At 47.6% G+C, this 18,444-nt stretch carries 19 protein-coding genes and 1 tRNA gene; 13 read left to right on the top strand and 7 right to left on the bottom strand.

Annotation, left to right across the window (positions count from 1 at the left end):
• The first annotated feature begins 5 nt into the window (after nucleotides 1-5).
• The 8 genes from nhaA (at nucleotide 6) to ACZ48S_RS01920 (ending at nucleotide 5,719) form a co-directional block, all read left to right on the top strand.
• Nucleotides 6-1,349 carry a Na+/H+ antiporter NhaA gene (nhaA, locus tag ACZ48S_RS01955; RefSeq protein WP_464213537.1) on the top strand — a complete coding sequence of 448 codons (1,344 nt, stop codon included), beginning with the start codon at nucleotides 6-8 and terminating at the stop codon, nucleotides 1,347-1,349.
• Nucleotides 1,350-1,397: 48 nt separating this feature from the next.
• Nucleotides 1,398-1,473 (top strand) — tRNA-Arg (locus ACZ48S_RS01950).
• Between the two features lie 232 nt (nucleotides 1,474-1,705).
• Nucleotides 1,706-2,479 (top strand): nitroreductase family protein, encoded by a 774-nt coding sequence (locus tag ACZ48S_RS01945; protein ID WP_464213535.1) that lies wholly within the window; start codon nucleotides 1,706-1,708, stop codon nucleotides 2,477-2,479.
• A gap of 86 nt (nucleotides 2,480-2,565) precedes the next feature.
• On the top strand, nucleotides 2,566-2,778 hold the full coding sequence (locus tag ACZ48S_RS01940) for a hypothetical protein (protein ID WP_464213533.1): 213 nt from the start codon (nucleotides 2,566-2,568) through the stop codon (nucleotides 2,776-2,778).
• A 433-nt stretch (nucleotides 2,779-3,211) separates the two neighbouring features.
• Nucleotides 3,212-3,592 carry a hypothetical protein gene (locus tag ACZ48S_RS01935; RefSeq protein WP_464213531.1) on the top strand — a complete coding sequence of 127 codons (381 nt, stop codon included), beginning with the start codon at nucleotides 3,212-3,214 and terminating at the stop codon, nucleotides 3,590-3,592.
• Nucleotides 3,593-3,627: 35 nt separating this feature from the next.
• A complete protein-coding gene (locus tag ACZ48S_RS01930) occupies nucleotides 3,628-4,350 on the top strand; it encodes a hypothetical protein (RefSeq protein ID WP_464213529.1) in 723 nt (240 codons plus the stop codon).
• Nucleotides 4,319-5,455 carry a baeRF7 domain-containing protein gene (locus tag ACZ48S_RS01925; RefSeq protein ID WP_464213527.1) on the top strand — a complete coding sequence of 379 codons (1,137 nt, stop codon included), beginning with the start codon at nucleotides 4,319-4,321 and terminating at the stop codon, nucleotides 5,453-5,455. Before ACZ48S_RS01930 ends, ACZ48S_RS01925 begins: the two co-directional genes overlap by 32 nt.
• A gap of 33 nt (nucleotides 5,456-5,488) precedes the next feature.
• Nucleotides 5,489-5,719 carry a ChaB family protein gene (locus ACZ48S_RS01920; protein ID WP_464213525.1) on the top strand — a complete coding sequence of 77 codons (231 nt, stop codon included), beginning with the start codon at nucleotides 5,489-5,491 and terminating at the stop codon, nucleotides 5,717-5,719.
• 8 nt (nucleotides 5,720-5,727) lie between these two features.
• Here ACZ48S_RS01920 and ACZ48S_RS01915 read toward each other — a convergent pair whose 3' ends face one another.
• The 4 genes from ACZ48S_RS01915 to ACZ48S_RS01900 form a co-directional block, all read right to left on the bottom strand.
• On the bottom strand, nucleotides 5,728-7,749 hold the full coding sequence (locus ACZ48S_RS01915; RefSeq protein ID WP_464213523.1) for a CocE/NonD family hydrolase: 2,022 nt from the start codon (nucleotides 7,747-7,749) through the stop codon (nucleotides 5,728-5,730).
• A 41-nt stretch (nucleotides 7,750-7,790) separates the two neighbouring features.
• Entirely contained in the window at nucleotides 7,791-9,074 is a 1,284-nt protein-coding gene (locus ACZ48S_RS01910) for an ATP-grasp domain-containing protein (RefSeq protein ID WP_464213521.1), read from the bottom strand.
• A 197-nt stretch (nucleotides 9,075-9,271) separates the two neighbouring features.
• On the bottom strand, nucleotides 9,272-9,790 hold the full coding sequence (locus ACZ48S_RS01905; protein ID WP_464213519.1) for a VIT1/CCC1 transporter family protein: 519 nt from the start codon (nucleotides 9,788-9,790) through the stop codon (nucleotides 9,272-9,274).
• A gap of 9 nt (nucleotides 9,791-9,799) precedes the next feature.
• Nucleotides 9,800-10,066, bottom strand: a complete 267-nt coding sequence (locus ACZ48S_RS01900; RefSeq protein WP_464213517.1) for a DUF211 domain-containing protein — start codon at nucleotides 10,064-10,066, stop codon at nucleotides 9,800-9,802.
• A gap of 147 nt (nucleotides 10,067-10,213) precedes the next feature.
• Here ACZ48S_RS01900 and ACZ48S_RS01895 point away from each other — a divergent pair, with 147 nt between their 5' ends.
• The 4 genes from ACZ48S_RS01895 to ACZ48S_RS01880 all read left to right on the top strand — a co-directional run bounded on the left by ACZ48S_RS01895 (nucleotide 10,214) and on the right by ACZ48S_RS01880 (nucleotide 13,419).
• Entirely contained in the window at nucleotides 10,214-11,485 is a 1,272-nt protein-coding gene (locus ACZ48S_RS01895) for a serpin family protein (RefSeq protein ID WP_464213515.1), read from the top strand.
• 124 nt (nucleotides 11,486-11,609) lie between these two features.
• Entirely contained in the window at nucleotides 11,610-12,188 is a 579-nt protein-coding gene (gene rbr, locus ACZ48S_RS01890; protein ID WP_464213513.1) for a rubrerythrin, read from the top strand.
• Nucleotides 12,189-12,320: 132 nt separating this feature from the next.
• Complete coding sequence (locus tag ACZ48S_RS01885) at nucleotides 12,321-12,617, top strand: hypothetical protein (RefSeq protein ID WP_464213511.1); 297 nt, start codon at nucleotides 12,321-12,323, stop codon at nucleotides 12,615-12,617.
• Between the two features lie 148 nt (nucleotides 12,618-12,765).
• On the top strand, nucleotides 12,766-13,419 hold the full coding sequence (locus ACZ48S_RS01880; protein WP_464213509.1) for a hypothetical protein: 654 nt from the start codon (nucleotides 12,766-12,768) through the stop codon (nucleotides 13,417-13,419).
• Nucleotides 13,420-13,492: 73 nt separating this feature from the next.
• On the opposite strand, the gene ACZ48S_RS01875 is transcribed toward ACZ48S_RS01880, so the two are convergent.
• On the bottom strand, nucleotides 13,493-14,368 hold the full coding sequence (locus tag ACZ48S_RS01875; RefSeq protein ID WP_464213507.1) for a helix-turn-helix domain-containing protein: 876 nt from the start codon (nucleotides 14,366-14,368) through the stop codon (nucleotides 13,493-13,495).
• A gap of 125 nt (nucleotides 14,369-14,493) precedes the next feature.
• Complete coding sequence (locus tag ACZ48S_RS01870; RefSeq protein ID WP_464213505.1) at nucleotides 14,494-14,802, bottom strand: ferritin family protein; 309 nt, start codon at nucleotides 14,800-14,802, stop codon at nucleotides 14,494-14,496.
• 100 nt (nucleotides 14,803-14,902) lie between these two features.
• Between ACZ48S_RS01870 and ACZ48S_RS01865 the strand changes: the two genes are divergently transcribed.
• Nucleotides 14,903-15,484 (top strand): GrpB family protein, encoded by a 582-nt coding sequence (locus ACZ48S_RS01865; RefSeq protein WP_464213503.1) that lies wholly within the window; start codon nucleotides 14,903-14,905, stop codon nucleotides 15,482-15,484.
• A 751-nt stretch (nucleotides 15,485-16,235) separates the two neighbouring features.
• Here ACZ48S_RS01865 and katG read toward each other — a convergent pair.
• Nucleotides 16,236-18,431: a catalase/peroxidase HPI gene (gene katG / locus ACZ48S_RS01860; protein WP_464213501.1), complete on the bottom strand. Its 2,196-nt coding sequence runs from the start codon at nucleotides 18,429-18,431 to the stop codon at nucleotides 16,236-16,238.
• Between the last annotated feature and the right edge of the window lie 13 nt (nucleotides 18,432-18,444).

Below are 18,444 nucleotides of genomic sequence, written 5' to 3'. Positions count from 1 at the left end.
TGGTTGTGCGTTCACATTTTAAAAATCTCAATATAATCAGTGCTGTTGAGCGCTTCTTGCACCAGGAATCTACTGGCGGCATACTGCTATTCGGAGCGGCGGTGCTGGCAATGATTCTTGCCAATTCACCTCTGGCAGACCAGTATTTTGATTTCCTGCATATTGAAGCCGGCATCTCCGTCGGTAATTTCCATTTGGAATTATCGCTGGCTCATTGGATAAACGACGGTTTGATGGCTCTGTTCTTCCTGCTTATCGGCCTGGAAATAAAAAGGGAACTTATGGTCGGAGAACTATCATCTCCGGCTAAAGCAGCCTTCCCAGCCATTGGTGCCATAGGCGGCATGGTTGTCCCGGCGTTAATCTATATAGCCATCAACACTGCCGAGGGTGGTAAGTTTCACGGGTTCGGCATCCCAATGGCAACGGACATAGCTTTCGCCTTGGGTTTTCTCATGTTACTGGGAAACCGGGTACCATTAGCCCTTAAGGTATTTCTTGTCTCATTGGCGGTTATCGATGACCTGGGCGCTATTTTGATTATTGCCCTGGCTTACACTAGTGACTTGGACTGGGCATCATTGGGTTGGGCTGCGATAATGATTGGTGGTTTGATAGCCCTTAATGCTGGAGGCGTCAAGAAGCTAACTCCCTATTTGGTACTCGGCTTAGTTCTGTGGTTCTTTGTTTTCCAATCCGGTATTCACGCCACCATCGCCGGAGTCTTGTTGGCTTTAACCATACCGGTACGGCAGAAAATATCCAGCGAGGAATTCGTCGATACCTGTAAATTGGAGCTGGAAACTTTTGACGATGCTGAAAGTGAACGTAAAAACTTATTACTGACGTCAGAACAGCAGGACGCGGTTGAAAAAATCGGTTCCGCCTATGAACATGTACAAAACCCCCTTCTACGACTAGAACATGCTCTGCATCCATTGAGCGCCTTTTTTATCATGCCGATATTCGCTTTGGCCAATGCGGGGGTTGCCTTTGGCGGCGACATAGAAATGGTTCAACCCATAACCCTGGGTATTATTGCCGGGTTGCTGATCGGCAAACCGCTGGGTATTATCGGTCTAACCTGGGCGATTAGTAAGCTGGGCTGGATCGGCAAACCAGCTTCCTGTCAATGGAATCACATTATCGGAGCCGGTCTACTGGCTGGAGTGGGCTTCACTATGTCAATTTTCATTACCGGACTGGCTTTTTCTGACGCCGGGTCAATTGACTCCGCCAAGCTGGCCATTGTCGGCACCTCATTGTCTGCCGGCATAATTGGGGTTTTATTCCTGTTGCGCCAGCCACCTCCAACTTGCAGCCTGGATGCAGAGAAGCCTCCCAAATAGCCGCGACGGTTAACAATCAGAAGGGTTGTTGCTATAATTCAAACATCCGCCCCTGTAGCTCAGAGGATAGAGCAGCGGTTTCCTAAACCGCGTGTCGCGCGTTCGAGTCGCGCCAGGGGCACCAAAGATACAGAAGGTGTGTCTTGCCAAACCCTAGAGCCTTTTTTACTAATATGTCTGCACCCATACCGCCTTACAAGCAGATCTATCTCGTCTTCCGCAATAACTGCATTAAGCTGGTAAAATGCCAGATCTGTTGAGGGCATCACAGCCAACCTGGTTGCTGAGAAGGTTCACATGATTACCCCTGTAAAAGGTGAAGTTTCTATAAACTGAATAACTGGAGTAGAAAGTGTATGAATGAGACATTAAAAATCATCAATAATCGCCGCTCTGTACGGGCATATACTTCTCAACCGATTACCGATTCCGAAAAAGAGCTAATTTTAAACGCCGCTTTCAGATCTCCGACGGCCGGAGGACTGATGCTTTATTCAGTCATTGACATTGCTGACCAGGGGTTAAAGGACAAATTGGCAATTAGTTGTGATCATCAGCCTTTCATTGCCAAAGCGCCATATATATTGCTGTTCCTGGCTGATTATCAGCGGTGGTTTGATTATTTCAATCTTTCCGGTGCTGAAACGCGCGCAAAAGAGTTAAACCGCCCTTATCGTCAACCTCAGTCCGGTGACCTCTTATTAGCCTGTTGCGATGCCTTGATAGCTGCCCAGACCGCTGTTATTGCCGCTGAATCCATAGGAATCGGTTCGTGTTATATCGGTGATGTTTTAGAGAACTATGAGTATCATCGGGATTTATTTGACCTACCACCATATACGTTACCCATCACCATGGTATGTTTTGGTCACCCTACCGAAAGCGCATCTCGCCGGAAACTTACCAGCCGGTTCTCGGCCGAAGCGATAGTTCATCGTGACAAATACCGACGATTTGACGCTGACAAACTGAAAAAGGTCTTTGCGGATATGGAAATCCAATTTAAGGCCGGTGTTCATGCTCCTGAAATAGAAAACGCAGGACAAGATGTCTCTTATCGGAAATTCACCGCAGATTTCGCGATTGAGATGAATCGTTCGGTCAACAAGATGCTGGAAAATTGGCGCTAAGATGTTTTTCTTAAAGTCACTCATATCTGACGTTATAAATGTCGGTTCGTCGAACAATCCACTTTATAATCAGGTGGGGTGTTCAAATGAAAAAAGTACTGGTGCCGTTGTTGCTATCAGCGCTGATGGTTACTCCCGCATATGCCCGTCCCAGTTACGGTGAAGAACTGAAATCCGATAAGGAAAGAACCACCCCAGATGTCCCGAACGCTGACATTGAGGCGCTGGTATCAGGGAATACGGATCTCGCGCTCAATTTGTACCAGCTACTTAAAGAGGAAGAGGGTAACTTCTTCTAATCATTCATTAATAATTGTTATAAAACGGGCTAATAATATTCGCCTGTTCAATAATTATTTGATATTTTGTCTACCGCCAATTGTATTTTCAGTAAAGCCCCCAAAAAAAACCTTGACAATTAAGCGAAAAAACGTGGTAAAGTTAGGGAGTAACTATTGCCTGATCAATCCTAGTATCAGGAGGTTAGCTGTGATTACTGTTTTTGAAACCCTTTCAGCTTCAAATAATTAACCCCTTGTATTTTACTCTGCGACTCTGGGCTTACTGGCCAGGTACTTAATTACCGTTTTTTCAATCCACTACTCAATCTCATCTATATTCTCTGTTGATTCAATCTGCAAACTAAATAATCAAGCGTCCAGAACACATAATATCTGAACTCAGTTCATACAGTAGCCTGAATCAGTATATTTGAAAGGAGGAGTAAACTTGATGAAAAATATTGCACTATCCGTAAGTATAGCGTTATTCCTTACAATCGGCATGATTATGACAGGTTGCGGCCAGTCAGCTGATGACGCTGAAAAGATAGCACAGGATTTTGTCATCAACAGCCCTACTTTCCAATTCGACGGAATCCAGGATTCTTTAGAACTGGTTAGTACCGAAACAGAGGCGATGAACAGTTGGGTATTCACTTATCAATTCGAAAGCCGCAATGCTGGTTACGGTGACAGAACTGGAGAAGCTCTCAATACAGTCATAACCAGCCATGAAGCAGTCATAAATGTTGAGCACAGTATAGTGGAATCAGCCGTAATGGACGACCAATGGGATATGCTGAAACAGCAAATGTTAGCCTCAACCAGCTAATCTCATATCATCCATAATACTTGGAATAATTAAATATGACCATTGAAATTAGTCTGTTAATAACAGAAATAATCCTTCTCCTGTTGACTATAATTCTACTCATGTATAGCATGAGAGAAGCATCAAAAAGAAAAGAACTTCTGCAAAAAGTAGGCAAGGCAACAGAAACACTCAACCGGGTAGAATATTTTTCTATTGTAAATCGTTCAATAATTGATGCCAAAAATGAGATAGCTGGATATGTTACCGGCTCGAGACCTTTGAAAGGGGATGAGAAGGAAATAAGAGTTATCCTTGACGCAATCAACAGAGCTCATAATAGAGGTGTCAATATACGATATATTTTACCCAGAATGCACGATAGACTGCACATGGGCTATAAGTATAAAAAGGTTGGTGCCAAGGTCCGCTATAAATCCGGCCTGATGACACAAAGCTTGCGTTATATGTTAACCGACGGGCAAGAGGTTGTTCTTGGTGTTCCGGGTTGGGTAGGACGCCAGGAAATGACAAACAAAGGTTGCTGGCTGCCTTCAAAAGCACTGGTAGAAATACTCCAAAAACATTTTGAGAATGATTGGGAAGCCGCTATAAGTTTTGAGGAATATTTGGAAACCGTTATTGATGAAACCGGGGCCTCTACCGGAAGCATAGCTACAGAGTTAGGAATAAGTCCGAATAATTTGGAACGAGAGAGGCAAAATGAGAAAAAGGAGAGCAGCAGCGATGAATTTGTTAGCAAGACCGCATCTGAATGAACTAATAGAAAACAATAATCAACCGTGTGTTTCGCTGTATCTGCCTACCCATCGAATCGGAGATACCGAACAAGATCCGATTAGATTAAAAAACATGTTGAGGGAAGCAAGCGACAGGCTAAGTGAATACGGTTTAAACAGCAATGAGATAACGAATATGCTGGCACCGATAGATAAACTATTAACAGACTCTTTATTCTGGCAACATCAGAGCAACGGACTATCCATCTTTGTGTCCCCCAATTATTTCACATACTTCCGAATGCCATACACTTTTCATGAATTGGTGGTAGTAGCTGACCGTTTTCATATAAAGCCTCTGATTACCTGGTTCGCGGAAAATGAAACATTCTATATCTTGGCGGTCAGCCAAAATCAGGTTAGATTACTGCAATGCAACAAATATAGCAGCCAGGATATCACACCGGATAATTTACCGTCAGGAATAAAAGATGCCCTGAAATACGATGAACCGGAAAAGCAGCTCCAATACCATACTACTGGCGTCGATGGTTCAGCCATCTATCACGGCCATGGGGTTACCAAAGATTATGACAAAGACGCAATCCTGCGGTATTTTCGAATAATTAACCAATCCCTGCAGAGTGTACTGAAAAAAGAACACAATCCTCTAATACTGGCAGCAGTAGATTATCTCCACCCAATCTATAAAGAGGTTAATACTTACAAGGGGTTGTTAGATGGAGGAATTTCAGGTAATCCTGAGGAAGAGTCTGATGAAACATTAAGGGAACACGGCTGGAATATAATTGAACCTTATCATAAACAACAGCTCAGAGAAACTATTGAAGAGTTTAATGAATCCACCGGAAAAGGTTTAGCTACAAATGACTTAGAACAGGCGGTCCTGGCAGCCTATGACAAGCGTGTTTCAAAGCTTTTAGTAGCACTGAATAACCCGCAATGGGGCCATTTTGATGTTAAGAACCGACGTGTATTTTTATGGAGCGAGCAGAAAACAACCGCAGAAGACCTGCTTGATATTGCAGCAGTGTTCACACTGATTAACAGTGGGAAAGTCTATACATTGGAAAAAGAAAAAATGCCTGCTAATACGATCATTGCTGCTATTCTGCGCTACTAATTTGCGATATAAATGCTTCTAAAGGAGGGGTGAATGCCTTACAAAAACATTGATGAACTGCCAAAGGGGGTTAAAAACAACCTTCCAGGACACGCCAGCGAAATCTTCATAGCGGCTTATAATAACGCTTTGGAGCAATATAAAGATCCCGCTAAAAGACGGGGTAATGAAAGTCTTGAAGAAGCTGCTAATAAAGTTGCTTGGTCAGCAGTGAAATCAGAATATGAACAGAACGAAAAAACTGGGAAATGGCAAAAGAAATAGGCCGAATTTTAAACATGGTCGCGCGGAATTTCCCGATCCCAGCTCCGGCAATACACCCGGCGACCCCCTTCATAAGCATCCAAGTCCGCATGTATATGGAAGTTTAAGGGGGTAGAGGTCAGCACAGTTCGGGTTACTGTTTCCACTGACCAATCTTTCCTGGAAAATCCGCGTTCCCAGTAAGTTTCACCTCTTACGGACTGATAATCATCTCCAATGGCGGAATAACGTTCCCAAGAGTTCGCTTTAACATCCAAGTCAATTTCGTTGATGTGCATGACACCGGTATTTTTTATTACCTCCAAAGCCGCTTCTTCAGTAGCCAGGTCCCGAACCACCCGCCAAGTGGACTCACCTCCTTTTATTCTTCTTTCTCTTAACGGCTCAGCACTTTCAGCTTCAGGGAACACGATCAGCTGATCTTCAGCTGGACGAGGTTGTCGTACTGGCAGTATTAACTTGGAAACACCGGTAAATACCGTCAATTCCGGCAATTCCGGCGAAGGCCAGCAAAGGGGCCAATAAGAATTGGATAAAGAAAGCCTTAAACGGTGCCCCCGGGGAAATACTTGAGCTACACCATTAAGTGAAATTCTTATCGAATATTTCTTTCCCGGTTCCAGTATCTCAGGATATTCATGACTGGTGCGATGAGTGAGATTGAAAACCCCGTAAGTTACCCGGGTAGCTTTACCGTCAGGGGCAACATCAGATAATCTAACAGCGACCATAGCAGACGGTTTATCCGCAGCAATATCAATTTCAACTTCGGGCGACCCAAAAATTTCCAAGTCTACATTCAGCGGACTGCTTTCGAAAACCAGAGCACTGCCGTCTTCCTCACGCTGGTCATACGGCAAATCCGGTGCCGCACTGTAAGAACACCATTTCCCTGCAAACAGTCCTACTGCCAAAAGAGACTTAAATGATATCGCTTCTTCTTTTACTTCCTGCCCTGCTGGAACGAGAGATTTATCGGCTAGATAATAGGTTTTTTCTTGAATATTGGGAGAAGGCCAGGATGACTCGCCGATCCATCTACCGGGACGATGCTCATAACTGGTGTAAGGCGGGATGCTGTCCTGCATCCAGGCAGATATCATCGGCCCTTCCATAACATCGTTCTGAATGCCCTTCAGCCACCGGTCCCACCAGCGAAGAGCCAATTGGAGAAATCCTATTGCCGGTCCGGGTACTCCAATATGGGGATACCGGTGACTCCACGGACCTATTAGTCCTTTCCGAGGAACCTTAAGCCCAGACATTATCCGAAAAACAGCGTTTGAGTAACCATCCGCCCAGCCGCTGATGGCCATTACCGGACAGTTCACCTGGGAGAAATCTTCACAGATGGACCCATGTTTCCAGTAATCATCACGACGTTGGTGCCGTAGCCAATTATCCACCCATAGTCCACTTCCATCTAATCGGTCAAACCACATCTGACGCCACTTATCCCCAGCTATATAAGGGTCCGGCGGCAATGAATTAAAAGAAAACATGACCGAAGCCCAGGAGAGATTATCACCAAGCAGACAACCACCCATGTAGTGAACATCATCCAAATACCGATCATCCGAAGAACTGAGCGAAATGACGGCATCCAAACCAGGTGGACGAAGAGCTGCTACCTGAAGACTGTTAAATCCGCCCCAAGAAATACCAAACATTCCTACTTTGCCGTCACACCAAGGCTGGCTACGCAACCAAGCAATAACCTCCAAAGCATCATCCAATTCCTGTTGCAAATACTCATCAGTTAATAGTCCTTCAGATTCCCCACTGCCCCGAACGTCTACTCTGATAGCGGCATATCCATGGCCGGCAAAATAGGGATGATTGAGTGAATCCCGCCACCGGGTAACATCCCGCTTACGATAAGGGATATATTCAAGCACCGCCGGTACCGGATAGGAATCTGAATCTTTTGGGCGCCAAATGCGGGCTGACAATCTGACGCCATCAGTCATCGGGATTTCAATATGTTCTTCTGTTTTAATTTCATGCGGGAAGTCGTAGATAATGTTCATGAATTACTCCTCCCTTGATTGCTATAGCATCACACTTGATCCTACTCAGTTTCACCTATCTTATAGCCAAGCATCTCGGTTATAGCTTTATATTTACCAATAAGCTCCATGGTATTCATAGCACCAACAAAAACATGAGCCAGGACATAGCTATAACTGTCCTGCTCCGGCAGTTCAGATAACACATCACCTTCTTTGGCTATTAATTCTATGAGGGTATCCGGGTATTGCTGTTCAATGGCACGCAGTTGTTCATTAGAAGGTGCTTTTTCTACCCGACCATCCTTAAACGTCCGGTAATAGAATTTGGCCGCAGTGTTGTATTTCCCCTGGCGCCGCAGCATATCCGGCCTCTCACCGAGAGCAATATCCACTGATACCTTCAGATTAGGCACACCGTCAACTTTCCAAAAAATATTGGCATGGGATTGGGAAACCCGAGGGTTTATCTCAAGCAGCCAAATCTTGTCTCGTTTTTCATCATAGAAAAACTCAATATTGAAACCGGAATTATCAAACCCGATCTGCTTCATAATACGCCGCGAAATTTCAGCCATTCTTTCCTGGATTTTACGTGGCAGTCTCGAAGGATACTGGTACCTTTGAAAGGACGAAACCTTCGGATAACGGAATGAATCTATGATGCCGTGTACAAATAGTTCGCCTTCGAATACATGACCTTCAAGAGTACACAATCGACCAGTGACCGCCTGTTCAGCTATACAGAAACCTTTAGAGGCTTCACCAACTTCATCCGGCAATTCAGCATAAGTAAGGACTTCGTTAAACGGTTCGGAGAAGATATGAATCTTTCGGCGAATGATTTTTATGGCATGGTCAAGGTCTTTTTTATTGCGTATCTTAAATCCCAGTTGGGAACTATAAGATTTCAATGGTTTGATCCAGAATGGATATTTAAGGTCAATACAATCCCGGCAATTATCAGCAAAGGGATTGAAGCGGACAAACGCCGGCATACATTCGGGCACAGCTTTTCGCTGCTCCAGCCTGCTCCAATATTTATGCTCACACTTAAGAACGCTTTCCAACGTCGGCGTATTGAGATCAAATCCCCGGCAAATAATTGGCAGAGTGGTAGTTATCGGAAAATCCCAATAACCGATGACCGCATCAACATGCTGCAACTGCTTTCGGAGACGTTCCTGCCCTTCCTTTATCAACCAGTCTATGCCTTCAGCGGTATTAACTCGTGTTTCTTTGAATGTCATCAGGCCATGGAAGGAGCGGGGTTCTTTATCCTGAAGCTTTCGAAGTTCCTGCATATTCCGGTCATCAAGACCATAAACGTAAACGTGTTTTTTCATCGTTTTCCTCCTTGGATGACCCTTTACTCAAACAAACCACTGCTAATCCATAGTACTACAGTGAAGCAAAAACACAACCCCCAAATTTACAAACAAAGAATAGACAACCTATTTTGTGCAAAGCTGAAAACGGTTATACTGCAGAAATCTAAAATGATAACATAAGAATAATTCCGCAAAATATACTGCGTTCTTTTTTACGATACGACTACAGATTGTACCAAATACACAATTATAGCCACAATGATGGTTAAGCCTCCCATTTTCAAGGCTGAATACCAGATATTTCTTCTTGATAATCTGCCGATATAGATCCCGATCAAAGAAACCGAGACGACGATGATACCAGTTGCTGTAATCAAGGCATCCTGGATATCCATGAATAAGAAAGGGATGATTGGTATGGCTCCGCCTATCAAAGTAGCCATACCGTCCGTCATACCCATAACTATTGTGGTTTTGGATATTCGCCGTTCGGGTTGAGTGCCCCTCAAATCCCTGCTGCCCATGGCAGCCTCTGTTTCACGCAGCTCCTTGTACTTTTCCACTCCTTCAGCAGAATAGGCGCTAAGCAGATTAGAAAAGCCGTTGGCCACCGTGCCGCCAAATCCGGCCGCGATTATGACCTCAACCGAAGCCGATGATGCCCCGATAACAATACCCAGAGTGGAGAGCGCACCATCAACAAAACCACGGTAAAACTTGCCGATTATCATGATTTTTCTTCAGTTAACAATTCTGCTGCCCGCTGATACCCGGTCAATGGAGTGTATAGATCCGCCGAAATCTTCTACAGCGGATTTGATCTTTGGGTAATCCAGTGATTCGCCTTCGATAACAATTTCAACAGTTTTGGTTCTATCGTCCACTTCATCCACGTAAAGCGTAACGCCATCAATCCCTTCTAGGGCACAAAGTTTCTGAACGCATTCAATTTCATCAGATTCATTTGGTATCAATACATCGATTACAATCTGCCTTACCGCCGCCATACTACCCTCCATCTCACGTTTTTATGTTATTTCCATTCTAACACCTGAAATTTATTATTCAATAGACTTTTTGCTAACCCTGCTGTATCAAGAGCGTTATAATTATTGGTTCGACAAATAACCAATATAGCCAAATGAGGTGGCCATATGAAAAAAATGCTTTTGCTTGTATGTCTTTCAGTTTTTATATTGGTCTCCGGTTGTGTTCAAACCAGCTATGGTGAAGAACTGAAATCCGATAAGGAAAGAACAACCCCAGATGTCCCTAACGCTGACATTGAGGCGCTGGTAGCAGGGAATACGGATTTCGCGCTTAATTTATACCAGCTACTTAAAGAGGAAGAGGGTAATTTCTTTTATTCTCCTTTCAGTATATCGACGGCACTGGCAATGACTTACGGCGGCGCCCGGGGTGAAACCGCGGAGCAGATGGCGGAAACGCTGGGTTTCAGCCTGGAACAGCAGCAGCTTCACGCCGCATTGAACGCCCTGGACCAGGCTCTCAATTCCCGCGGTGAGGGAGCTGAGGGCAAGGACGGGCAGCCTTTCAGTCTGAAAGTAGTAAACGCTGTCTGGGGCCAAAAAGGATTTGAGTTTCTTGATGAATACCTGGACCTGCTGGCCGAGAATTACGGCGCCGGTCTGCGCATTCTCGACTTCGCGGCAGTACCGGAAGATGCCAGAAAAACTATCAACGACTGGGTAGCTAAAGAAACCGAGGACCGCATCAAAGACCTGCTGCCACCCGGAAGCATCAAGGAAATAACCCGTATGGTGCTGACCAATGCCATCTATTTTTCCGGCGGCTGGCTTAAACCATTTGATGAAGAAACAACCAGCAACGAGGCCTTTAACATGCTCGACGGCCGCAAGGTGACTGTTTCCATGATGCATCAGAGCGAAACCCTGGGCTATACAGTGGGAGAAGGCTACCAGGCGGTAGAACTCAAATATGATGGTGAAGAACTGTCAATGATAATTCTGCTACCGGATACCGGCAATTTCACAGATTTCGAGAACAAGCTGAATGGTGCTACTCTCAGTAGAATACTTGATAATCTGGATTTGAACACCGTCAATCTGGCGATGCCCAAATTCGAATTTGACTCCTCCTTCAGCCTAAAATCAACCCTGTCCGCACTGGGTATGCCAGTAGCCTTCAGTGACAACGCTGACTTCTCCGGGATGACCGGACAGCGCGACCTCCTTATTTCAGATGTGGTGCACAAGGCTTTCGTCTCCGTTGATGAATCGGGTACGGAGGCCGCAGCGGCCACCGGCGTGATTATGGACTTGACTTCAGCTCCCGGTACAGGCCCGGTCACCATGACCATAGACCGACCATTTATGTTCCTCATCCGGGATATACCCACCGATTCCATCCTGTTCTCCGGCCGGGTGGTCAATCCGCTGGAATAAAGCCCACCACCTGCCGGTCTCTGATTACGGAGCAGCCTAATCGGCTGCTCCGTTTTGTATAAAATTACCTTCTCTTGGTATCATATATATACAAGCTGATAAACAAAACAAGAAAGGAATACTAATGGGCAAATCAGTTAATGGCACCCAGACCGAAGTGAACCTGTTGACCGCTTTCGCCGGCGAGTCTCAGGCCAGGAACCGCTATACCTATTTTGCCGGAGCCGCCAAGAAAGAAGGCTACGAGCAAATCTCCCGCGTCTTCATCGAAACCGCCGACAATGAGAAGGAACACGCCAAGGTCTTTTTCAAGTACCTTGAGGGCGGAGAAGTAGAGATCAAGGCCAGCTATCCCGCCGGTGTTATCGGCACTACCAGGGAAAACCTGGAAGAAGCGGCCAATGGCGAGAAAATGGAATGGTCGGTTATCTACGCCAACTTCGCCGAAACCGCGGAAAAAGAAGGCTTTCCGGAAATAGCCACTTCCTTCAAGGAAATCGGTGAGGTTGAAGAGTTCCACGAGCGTCGTTACCGCTCCCTGACCGCCAACATCGATAAAGGCGAGGTCTTCAAACGACCAGCCACCGTCAAGTGGCACTGCCTTAACTGTGGTTACGTTCACGAAGGCCCCGAAGCACCGGACTTGTGCCCTGCCTGCAAGCATCCTCAAGCTTATTACGAACTGCTGGCCGAAAACTGGTAACAACAACCTGTCCCAAACATCTCAACCCCCGTTGCTCGTTAAAGACAACGGGGGGTTTCTATTGCATATATACATATAAGGGAGTATATAAATACCCAGGGACTGCCATCTGACCTGAAGGGGGTGAGCAGTATGCCGAAGACAAAATGCGGCAGAATGGCGTTGTGGCTGCTGGCAGGCTTTGCCTTGTTGTTGGGAGTATTTCAACTGGCAGTGGCTTCCGGACAGAGGGGCGGCGAAGAGTACTTCGACAACCTTTGGCTGGCGATTCCGATAACACTGGCCGGGTTGAGTGGGATCGGGGCATTTTTCACCGGAGGCTTTTGCCTGATCAAAAACATTGAAAGGTCACCCCTGGTATGGCTGGCGACAGCGGTCGGACTGGTGGTACTGGTATTTGTGCTGGGCGAAATATTCGGTTCACATTAACTCCTCTCCTGGCGTAAAGTCAGGCTGGATTGTAGAAAGACCCGGACTGAACCGACACTAAAGTACCGGTGACAAGTACGTATGCGCTATTTACAGAGTCAAAAACGGATTCTATAATAATTCTATATTATCCAAGGAGGTCATATTTATGAAAAAAGCGGCAATTGTTACGCTGGTCAGCCTGCTGACGATACTGGCGCTCAGTCCGGCTGTAGTTTCCGCCAAACCCGTGGAAAATATCCTGGGGCTGCGCGGCATCATCGGACAGGCCGGCAACTCCAACAACGCCTTTACCGAGTTGTGGGAGAAAGACCCCGATACCTGGGAAGTGGTCGAGGACGGAGCCTGGGCTAAATTCAAATACAGCCTGACAGGTGAGACTTTTGACTTTCACCTGACCGGCCACGCGCTGGAACCTGGTGTCAGCTATTCCCTGATTTACTATCCCGACCCCTGGCCCGGCAGCGGGCTGGAAGTCCTGGGTGAAGCCATTGCGGATGATGAAGGTAATATCCTGATCAAAGGCTCAGCCGATATTGGCCAACTTCCGGCTGAAGGCGACGAGAACGAGGGCGCTAAAATCTGGCTGGTGCTGTCTGACGACCTGGGCGACGGGCAGATGGCCGGCTGGACCCCGAGTGAATACCTCTTCGAATACAGCCTGATAAACTTTAACGCCGAAGAAGAAGCCGAGGCCGAGGCGGAAACTGACGAATCAGGTACGCCGCCGGGACTGGCCGTAGCCGAAGCCGCCAAAGCGGATAAGAGCAACAACGGCAAAGCCAAGGGCAAGAATAAGTAGTTATCAGTCGATAAAAAGCCTTAAAGAGGGCGGCTTGAACAGCCGCCCTCTTTTTAGCGCTAAAAATACGCCTCTAGCTTTTGTTCAGTTCTCTCACCGGCCGGGCTTCGATGTAGCCGCGATAACCCATCGGGGCTAATTGAACCCTGGGACCATCTTCATCAGCCCAGCGAAAACCGTAAGTTTCCGGATTATAGCTCTTCATAACAGCCCACAGGTCACTAATGGCCTGTTCAAATTTCTCATCATCATAGGGCTGCCCCTGGAAAACCATCATCTTGCAGAGCGGCAGCTCAATGATCTCGAACCCTTCCGGTACCCGGCCGTTAAAATCCAGCGGCACCTCAACTCCCTGGGCATATACCGAGGTTCCTTCCGGCCGCAGGTTTTCCGGCAGCCACATCCCGACAGGCTCGTACAACGCTTCCTTGATTCCGGAAAGCGTCTCCCAGATATCGCAGCCAACTTCTTCGCAGTATTCGAAGTAATGCGCGGCTTTTTGGCCGCGTTTAAGAATCAGCTTCCTGGCCGGACGATCCACCACCTGGACAAAAACCGTTTCAGTATTAGTGTTTTTGGTAACCATATCATCTCCTTGCTGTAATCTGAGGTAATAATTGCGGGCACCAGCCGGCAGAAAAAGCCGGAGCGGCGGGGTATTCCGGGCGTAATCACGCGGACTCATACCGAACTGACGGGAGAAGGCGCGGGTGAAACCTTCGTGGGACTGGAAGACAAAATCCAGCGCCACATCGATTATACGCCCGTCTTCATCGCGGAGCTTCACGGCTGCCCGGGACAGCCGCAAGGCCCGGATGTATTCGAACGGCGCCTTCCCCGCCAGTTCTTTGAATATCCTGGCCGAATGCCAAGGGGAATATCCGGCCTCTTCCGCCAGGTCACGCAGTGATATCGGTTCCAGGATATGGTTTTCAATGTAATCCTGCATCCGCCGCACCGCATTGACCTTTTGCCAGTGTTCCGTAATTTTACCTCTGCCAAGGAGTATAACGGCTCAGGCGGGTGATTTCTTGACCGCCGTTGCTGTCTTTTTTGAAAATGCCCACTGGGACTCTACTTTTCTTTCATCTCAGAGATTTTTTCTTCCACTTCCCCGGCGCCTTCGTCGTAGAATCCCTCTTCATCAGGGGCCAATTCTTTTAGCAGCCGGAGAAATTCACCGGCGTGGACCCGCTCTTCATCGGCGATATCCTTGAGCACACCAATAGCCAGCTTGTTGTCAGTGGACTCGGCCAGCTGCATGTAAAGCTGGATGGCCTCGTATTCCGCGGCGATCATGAAGCGGATAGCCCTTATAAGTTCCTCATGGGTCACTTTGCGGCCGTTAGCCAGGCCGGAAAAAGGACTGCCAAATTCAGGCATAATAAACCTCCTTGATGATTTTTCTTCTGTCCAAATTATACCATCAGCAAAAAACCTGTGGTTGAGTTTTCCGCGCGCAACAGATATATAATAAAGCAATATGAAGCGTAAAAACCTAGATGAGATGACCGATGAAGAGCGGTGGCGGCTGTTCCCTATTATGCTCAGCAAGCACCAGCCCAGCTGGCGGCAGCATTACCAGGACGAAAAAGAGCTGCTGCGAAAAATCATCGGCCCTGAGAGTCTTATCAGCATCAATCATATCGGCAGCACCGCGGTGCCGGGACTGATTGCCAAGCCAACTGTTGACGTGCTCTTGGAAGTAAGAGAAGGAACCGATATTACCGAACTGACCTCCAGCATGCGCCAAGCCGGTTACCACCCCATTCCCCAGGATGATAAACCGGCTCCTGGGCTGATGTTCACCAAGGGCTATACCGAATCCGGCTTCAAAGGCCAGGTTTTCCACATTCATCTGAGATACCCCGGCGACTGGGACGAGATTTACTTCCGGGACTACCTGCTGGTCCATCCGGAAGCGGCAGCGGAGTACGGTCAACTAAAGCGGAAACTTGCCCGGTTGCACGAGTTCAACCGGGATGCTTATACCGAGGGCAAGACCGATTTTATCAGGCGCATCACTCGACTGGGGAGATTAGAGCAGTCCGGAAGTCTTCAGTAGTCAGTATTCAGTTATTAAGTTAACATTCTCGGATTTTTCAGTTAGGAAGCGGGAATTGTTTTTGTTTATGCACCCTTGTTGCCGCCTCACAGAAACGACTCCTCTTTTCCAGCTTTGAGATTTTTACCTCCAATCGTGAGTCGTTTTGCCAATTCAAACATATTCAAATAATTCAAAGTTTTTGGTTAATAGTAGTCAGTTTTCAGTTTGATAAGTTCTCAGTTTTCAGTTCTCAGTTCTCAGTAGATAGCAGTTTTTAGTTTTCAGTTTATGGATTCCCGGCTTTCGCCGAGAATGACATACTGAGGGGCACCGAGATTGCTTCGGCTGAGGACTTGCAATTACTGTCGGGGAAGGTGAATGTTGTTAGTCTAGAGGATTGGGGCAAGTATTAGTTCTTCACCTTTGAAACGAAAGAAACGACTCTGTTATTCACCAATTTAGCATGGATTACTTACCGTGAAGTAAAGGGACAAAGATTCATACAACCTTGTTTAATACCGTGTTATTTACAGAACACATGATAGCATTAAAAGCCCTGTCGCGCAAGGGGCAAGGGTTACACTTTTGGCTCCCGGTGTAAGAAATTCTAATCCCGAATAGCTACATCCTAAACAATATCTAATAATCAAATTCTAATGACCAAAACGGAGCTACGTGAAATCACCAGGTCCGGGTTGTCTGTTCGAATTAGGACAGCCCGGACCTGGATTCTTCGCATTCAGCAGCCGCCAAAACCTGTTACAACCGGTTACGCCAGATCAAATCGGTCAAGATTCATTACCTTGTTCCATGCAGCCACAAAATCATTGACAAACTTTTCCCCGGCATCTGAACCGGCATAGACTTCAGCCAGGGCACGCAACTGGGAATTGGAACCGAAGACAAGGTCTATACGAGTTCCGGCCCACCTTAACTCACCAGTTTTTCTATCCAGACCCTGGAAGACATCTTTTTCATCCGGGGCAGCCTGCCAGACAGTGCCCATGTCCAACAGATTCACAAAGAAGTCATTGGTAAGGGCCCCCGGTCTTTCAGTAAAGACGCCGTGCTTCGAGGCGGCGAAGTTCGCATTCAAAACACGCATGCCGCCCACCAGAACCGTAATTTCGGGAGCAGTCAATGTCAGCAACTGAGCCCGGTCAAGCAGCATTTCCTCTGCCGGTACGGCGTATTTTGCCTTTTGATAGTTGCGGAACCCATCAGCAACCGGTTCCATCACAGCGAAAGCTGTAATATCCGTCTGTTCAGAAGACGCATCCGTTCGTCCTGGATAAAAAGGCACAGTAATATCATGTCCGGCCTTCCTGGCGGCTTGCTCAACAGCCGCACAACCACCCAGGACCACCAGGTCAGCTAGAGACACTTTTTTACCGGCTGAACCAGTGCTGTTGAATTCTTTTTGAATAAGCGCAAGCTTCTCAAGCACCCTGGCCAATTGTTCCGGCTGATTGACTTCCCACTCTTTCTGTGGCGCCAAACGGATGCGGGCGCCATTGGCGCCGCCGCGCTTGTCGGAACCACGGAAGGTTGATGCCGCTGACCATGCTGTATAAATCAATTCCGGAATGGAAAGCCCGCATCCGAGCACCCTGGCTTTCAAATCCGTAATGTCCGCAGCGTCAATAAGTTCATAATCAACCGCGGGAACCGGGTCCTGCCAGATCAGTTCCTCCGCCGGTACCTCCTGCCCCAGATAGCGAGTCCTCGGCCCCATATCACGATGGGTAAGCTTGAACCACGCGCGGGCAAAAGCATCCGCAAATTCTTCAGGATTTTGCTGGTAACGCCGCGCAATTGGAGCATAAACAGGATCATAGCGAAGCGAGAGGTCCGCCGTAGTCATCATCGGCCGATGCTTTTTAGTCGGGTCATGAGCATCAACCACCATATCCTCTTCGGCTACATCTTTGGCCAGCCACTGATTGGCTCCGGCCGGGCTTTTAACTAGCTCCCACTCGTATTTGAACAGCGTGTTCAGGTAGCCCATATCCCACTTAGTTGGCCTGGCTTTCCAGGCGCCTTCAATACCGCTGGTAATGGTATCACCGCCTTTACCGCTACGGAAACTGCTTTTCCAGCCAAGTCCCTGCTCTGTTATGTCAGCCGCTTCAGGCTCGGGCCCCACATGGGAAGCAGGCCCGGCCCCATGACACTTACCGAATGTATGCCCGCCAGCGACCAGGGCAACAGTTTCTTCATCATTCATGGCCATACGGGCGAAAGTCTCGCGAACGTCATGACCAGAAGCAACCGGATCCGGGTTGCCATTAGGCCCTTCAGGATTAACGTAAATCAAGCCCATCTGGACCGCGGCAAGTGGGTTCTCCAGTTCCCGTTCACCGGAATACCGCTGATCACCCAGCCACTCACTCTCAGCCCCCCAGTAAACATCTTCCTGCGGTTCCCAAACATCCTCTCGGCCGCCACCAAAACCGAACGTCTTGAATCCCATCGACTCAAGCGCACAGTTACCGGCCAGGATCATGAGGTCAGCCCAGGAAATACTGCGGCCATATTTCTGCTTAATCGGCCAGAGCAGACGGCGAGCTTTATCAAGATTGGCATTATCCGGCCAGCTATTGAGGGGGGCAAAGCGCTGGGTTCCGTCACTAGCACCACCGCGCCCGTCTCCCATCCGGTAGGTGCCGGCACTGTGCCAGGCCATACGGATAATAAGACCGCCATAATGACCGTAGTCAGCCGGCCACCAATCCTGAGAGTCGGTCATCAGCTCGTAGAGATCATTCTTCAGCGCCGCCAAATCAAGTTTCTTGAATTCCTCAGCATAGTTGAACTTGTCATCCATCGGGTTGCTCAGGTCAGAATTCTGATGAAGTACCTTGAGGTTCAACTGGTTGGGCCACCAATCCCGGTTGGATGTTCCCCTGGCATCATTATGCTTGCTAGTGTGTCCGGTAACCGGACACTTTCCCTGTTCCGCCATAGCGTTCTCCTTT

It is taken from the genome of Dehalogenimonas sp. NIT-SK1 (assembly GCF_055384165.1).
The sequence above is the reverse complement of the archived record's forward strand: the minus strand, read 5'-3'. Positions and strand labels throughout refer to the sequence as shown.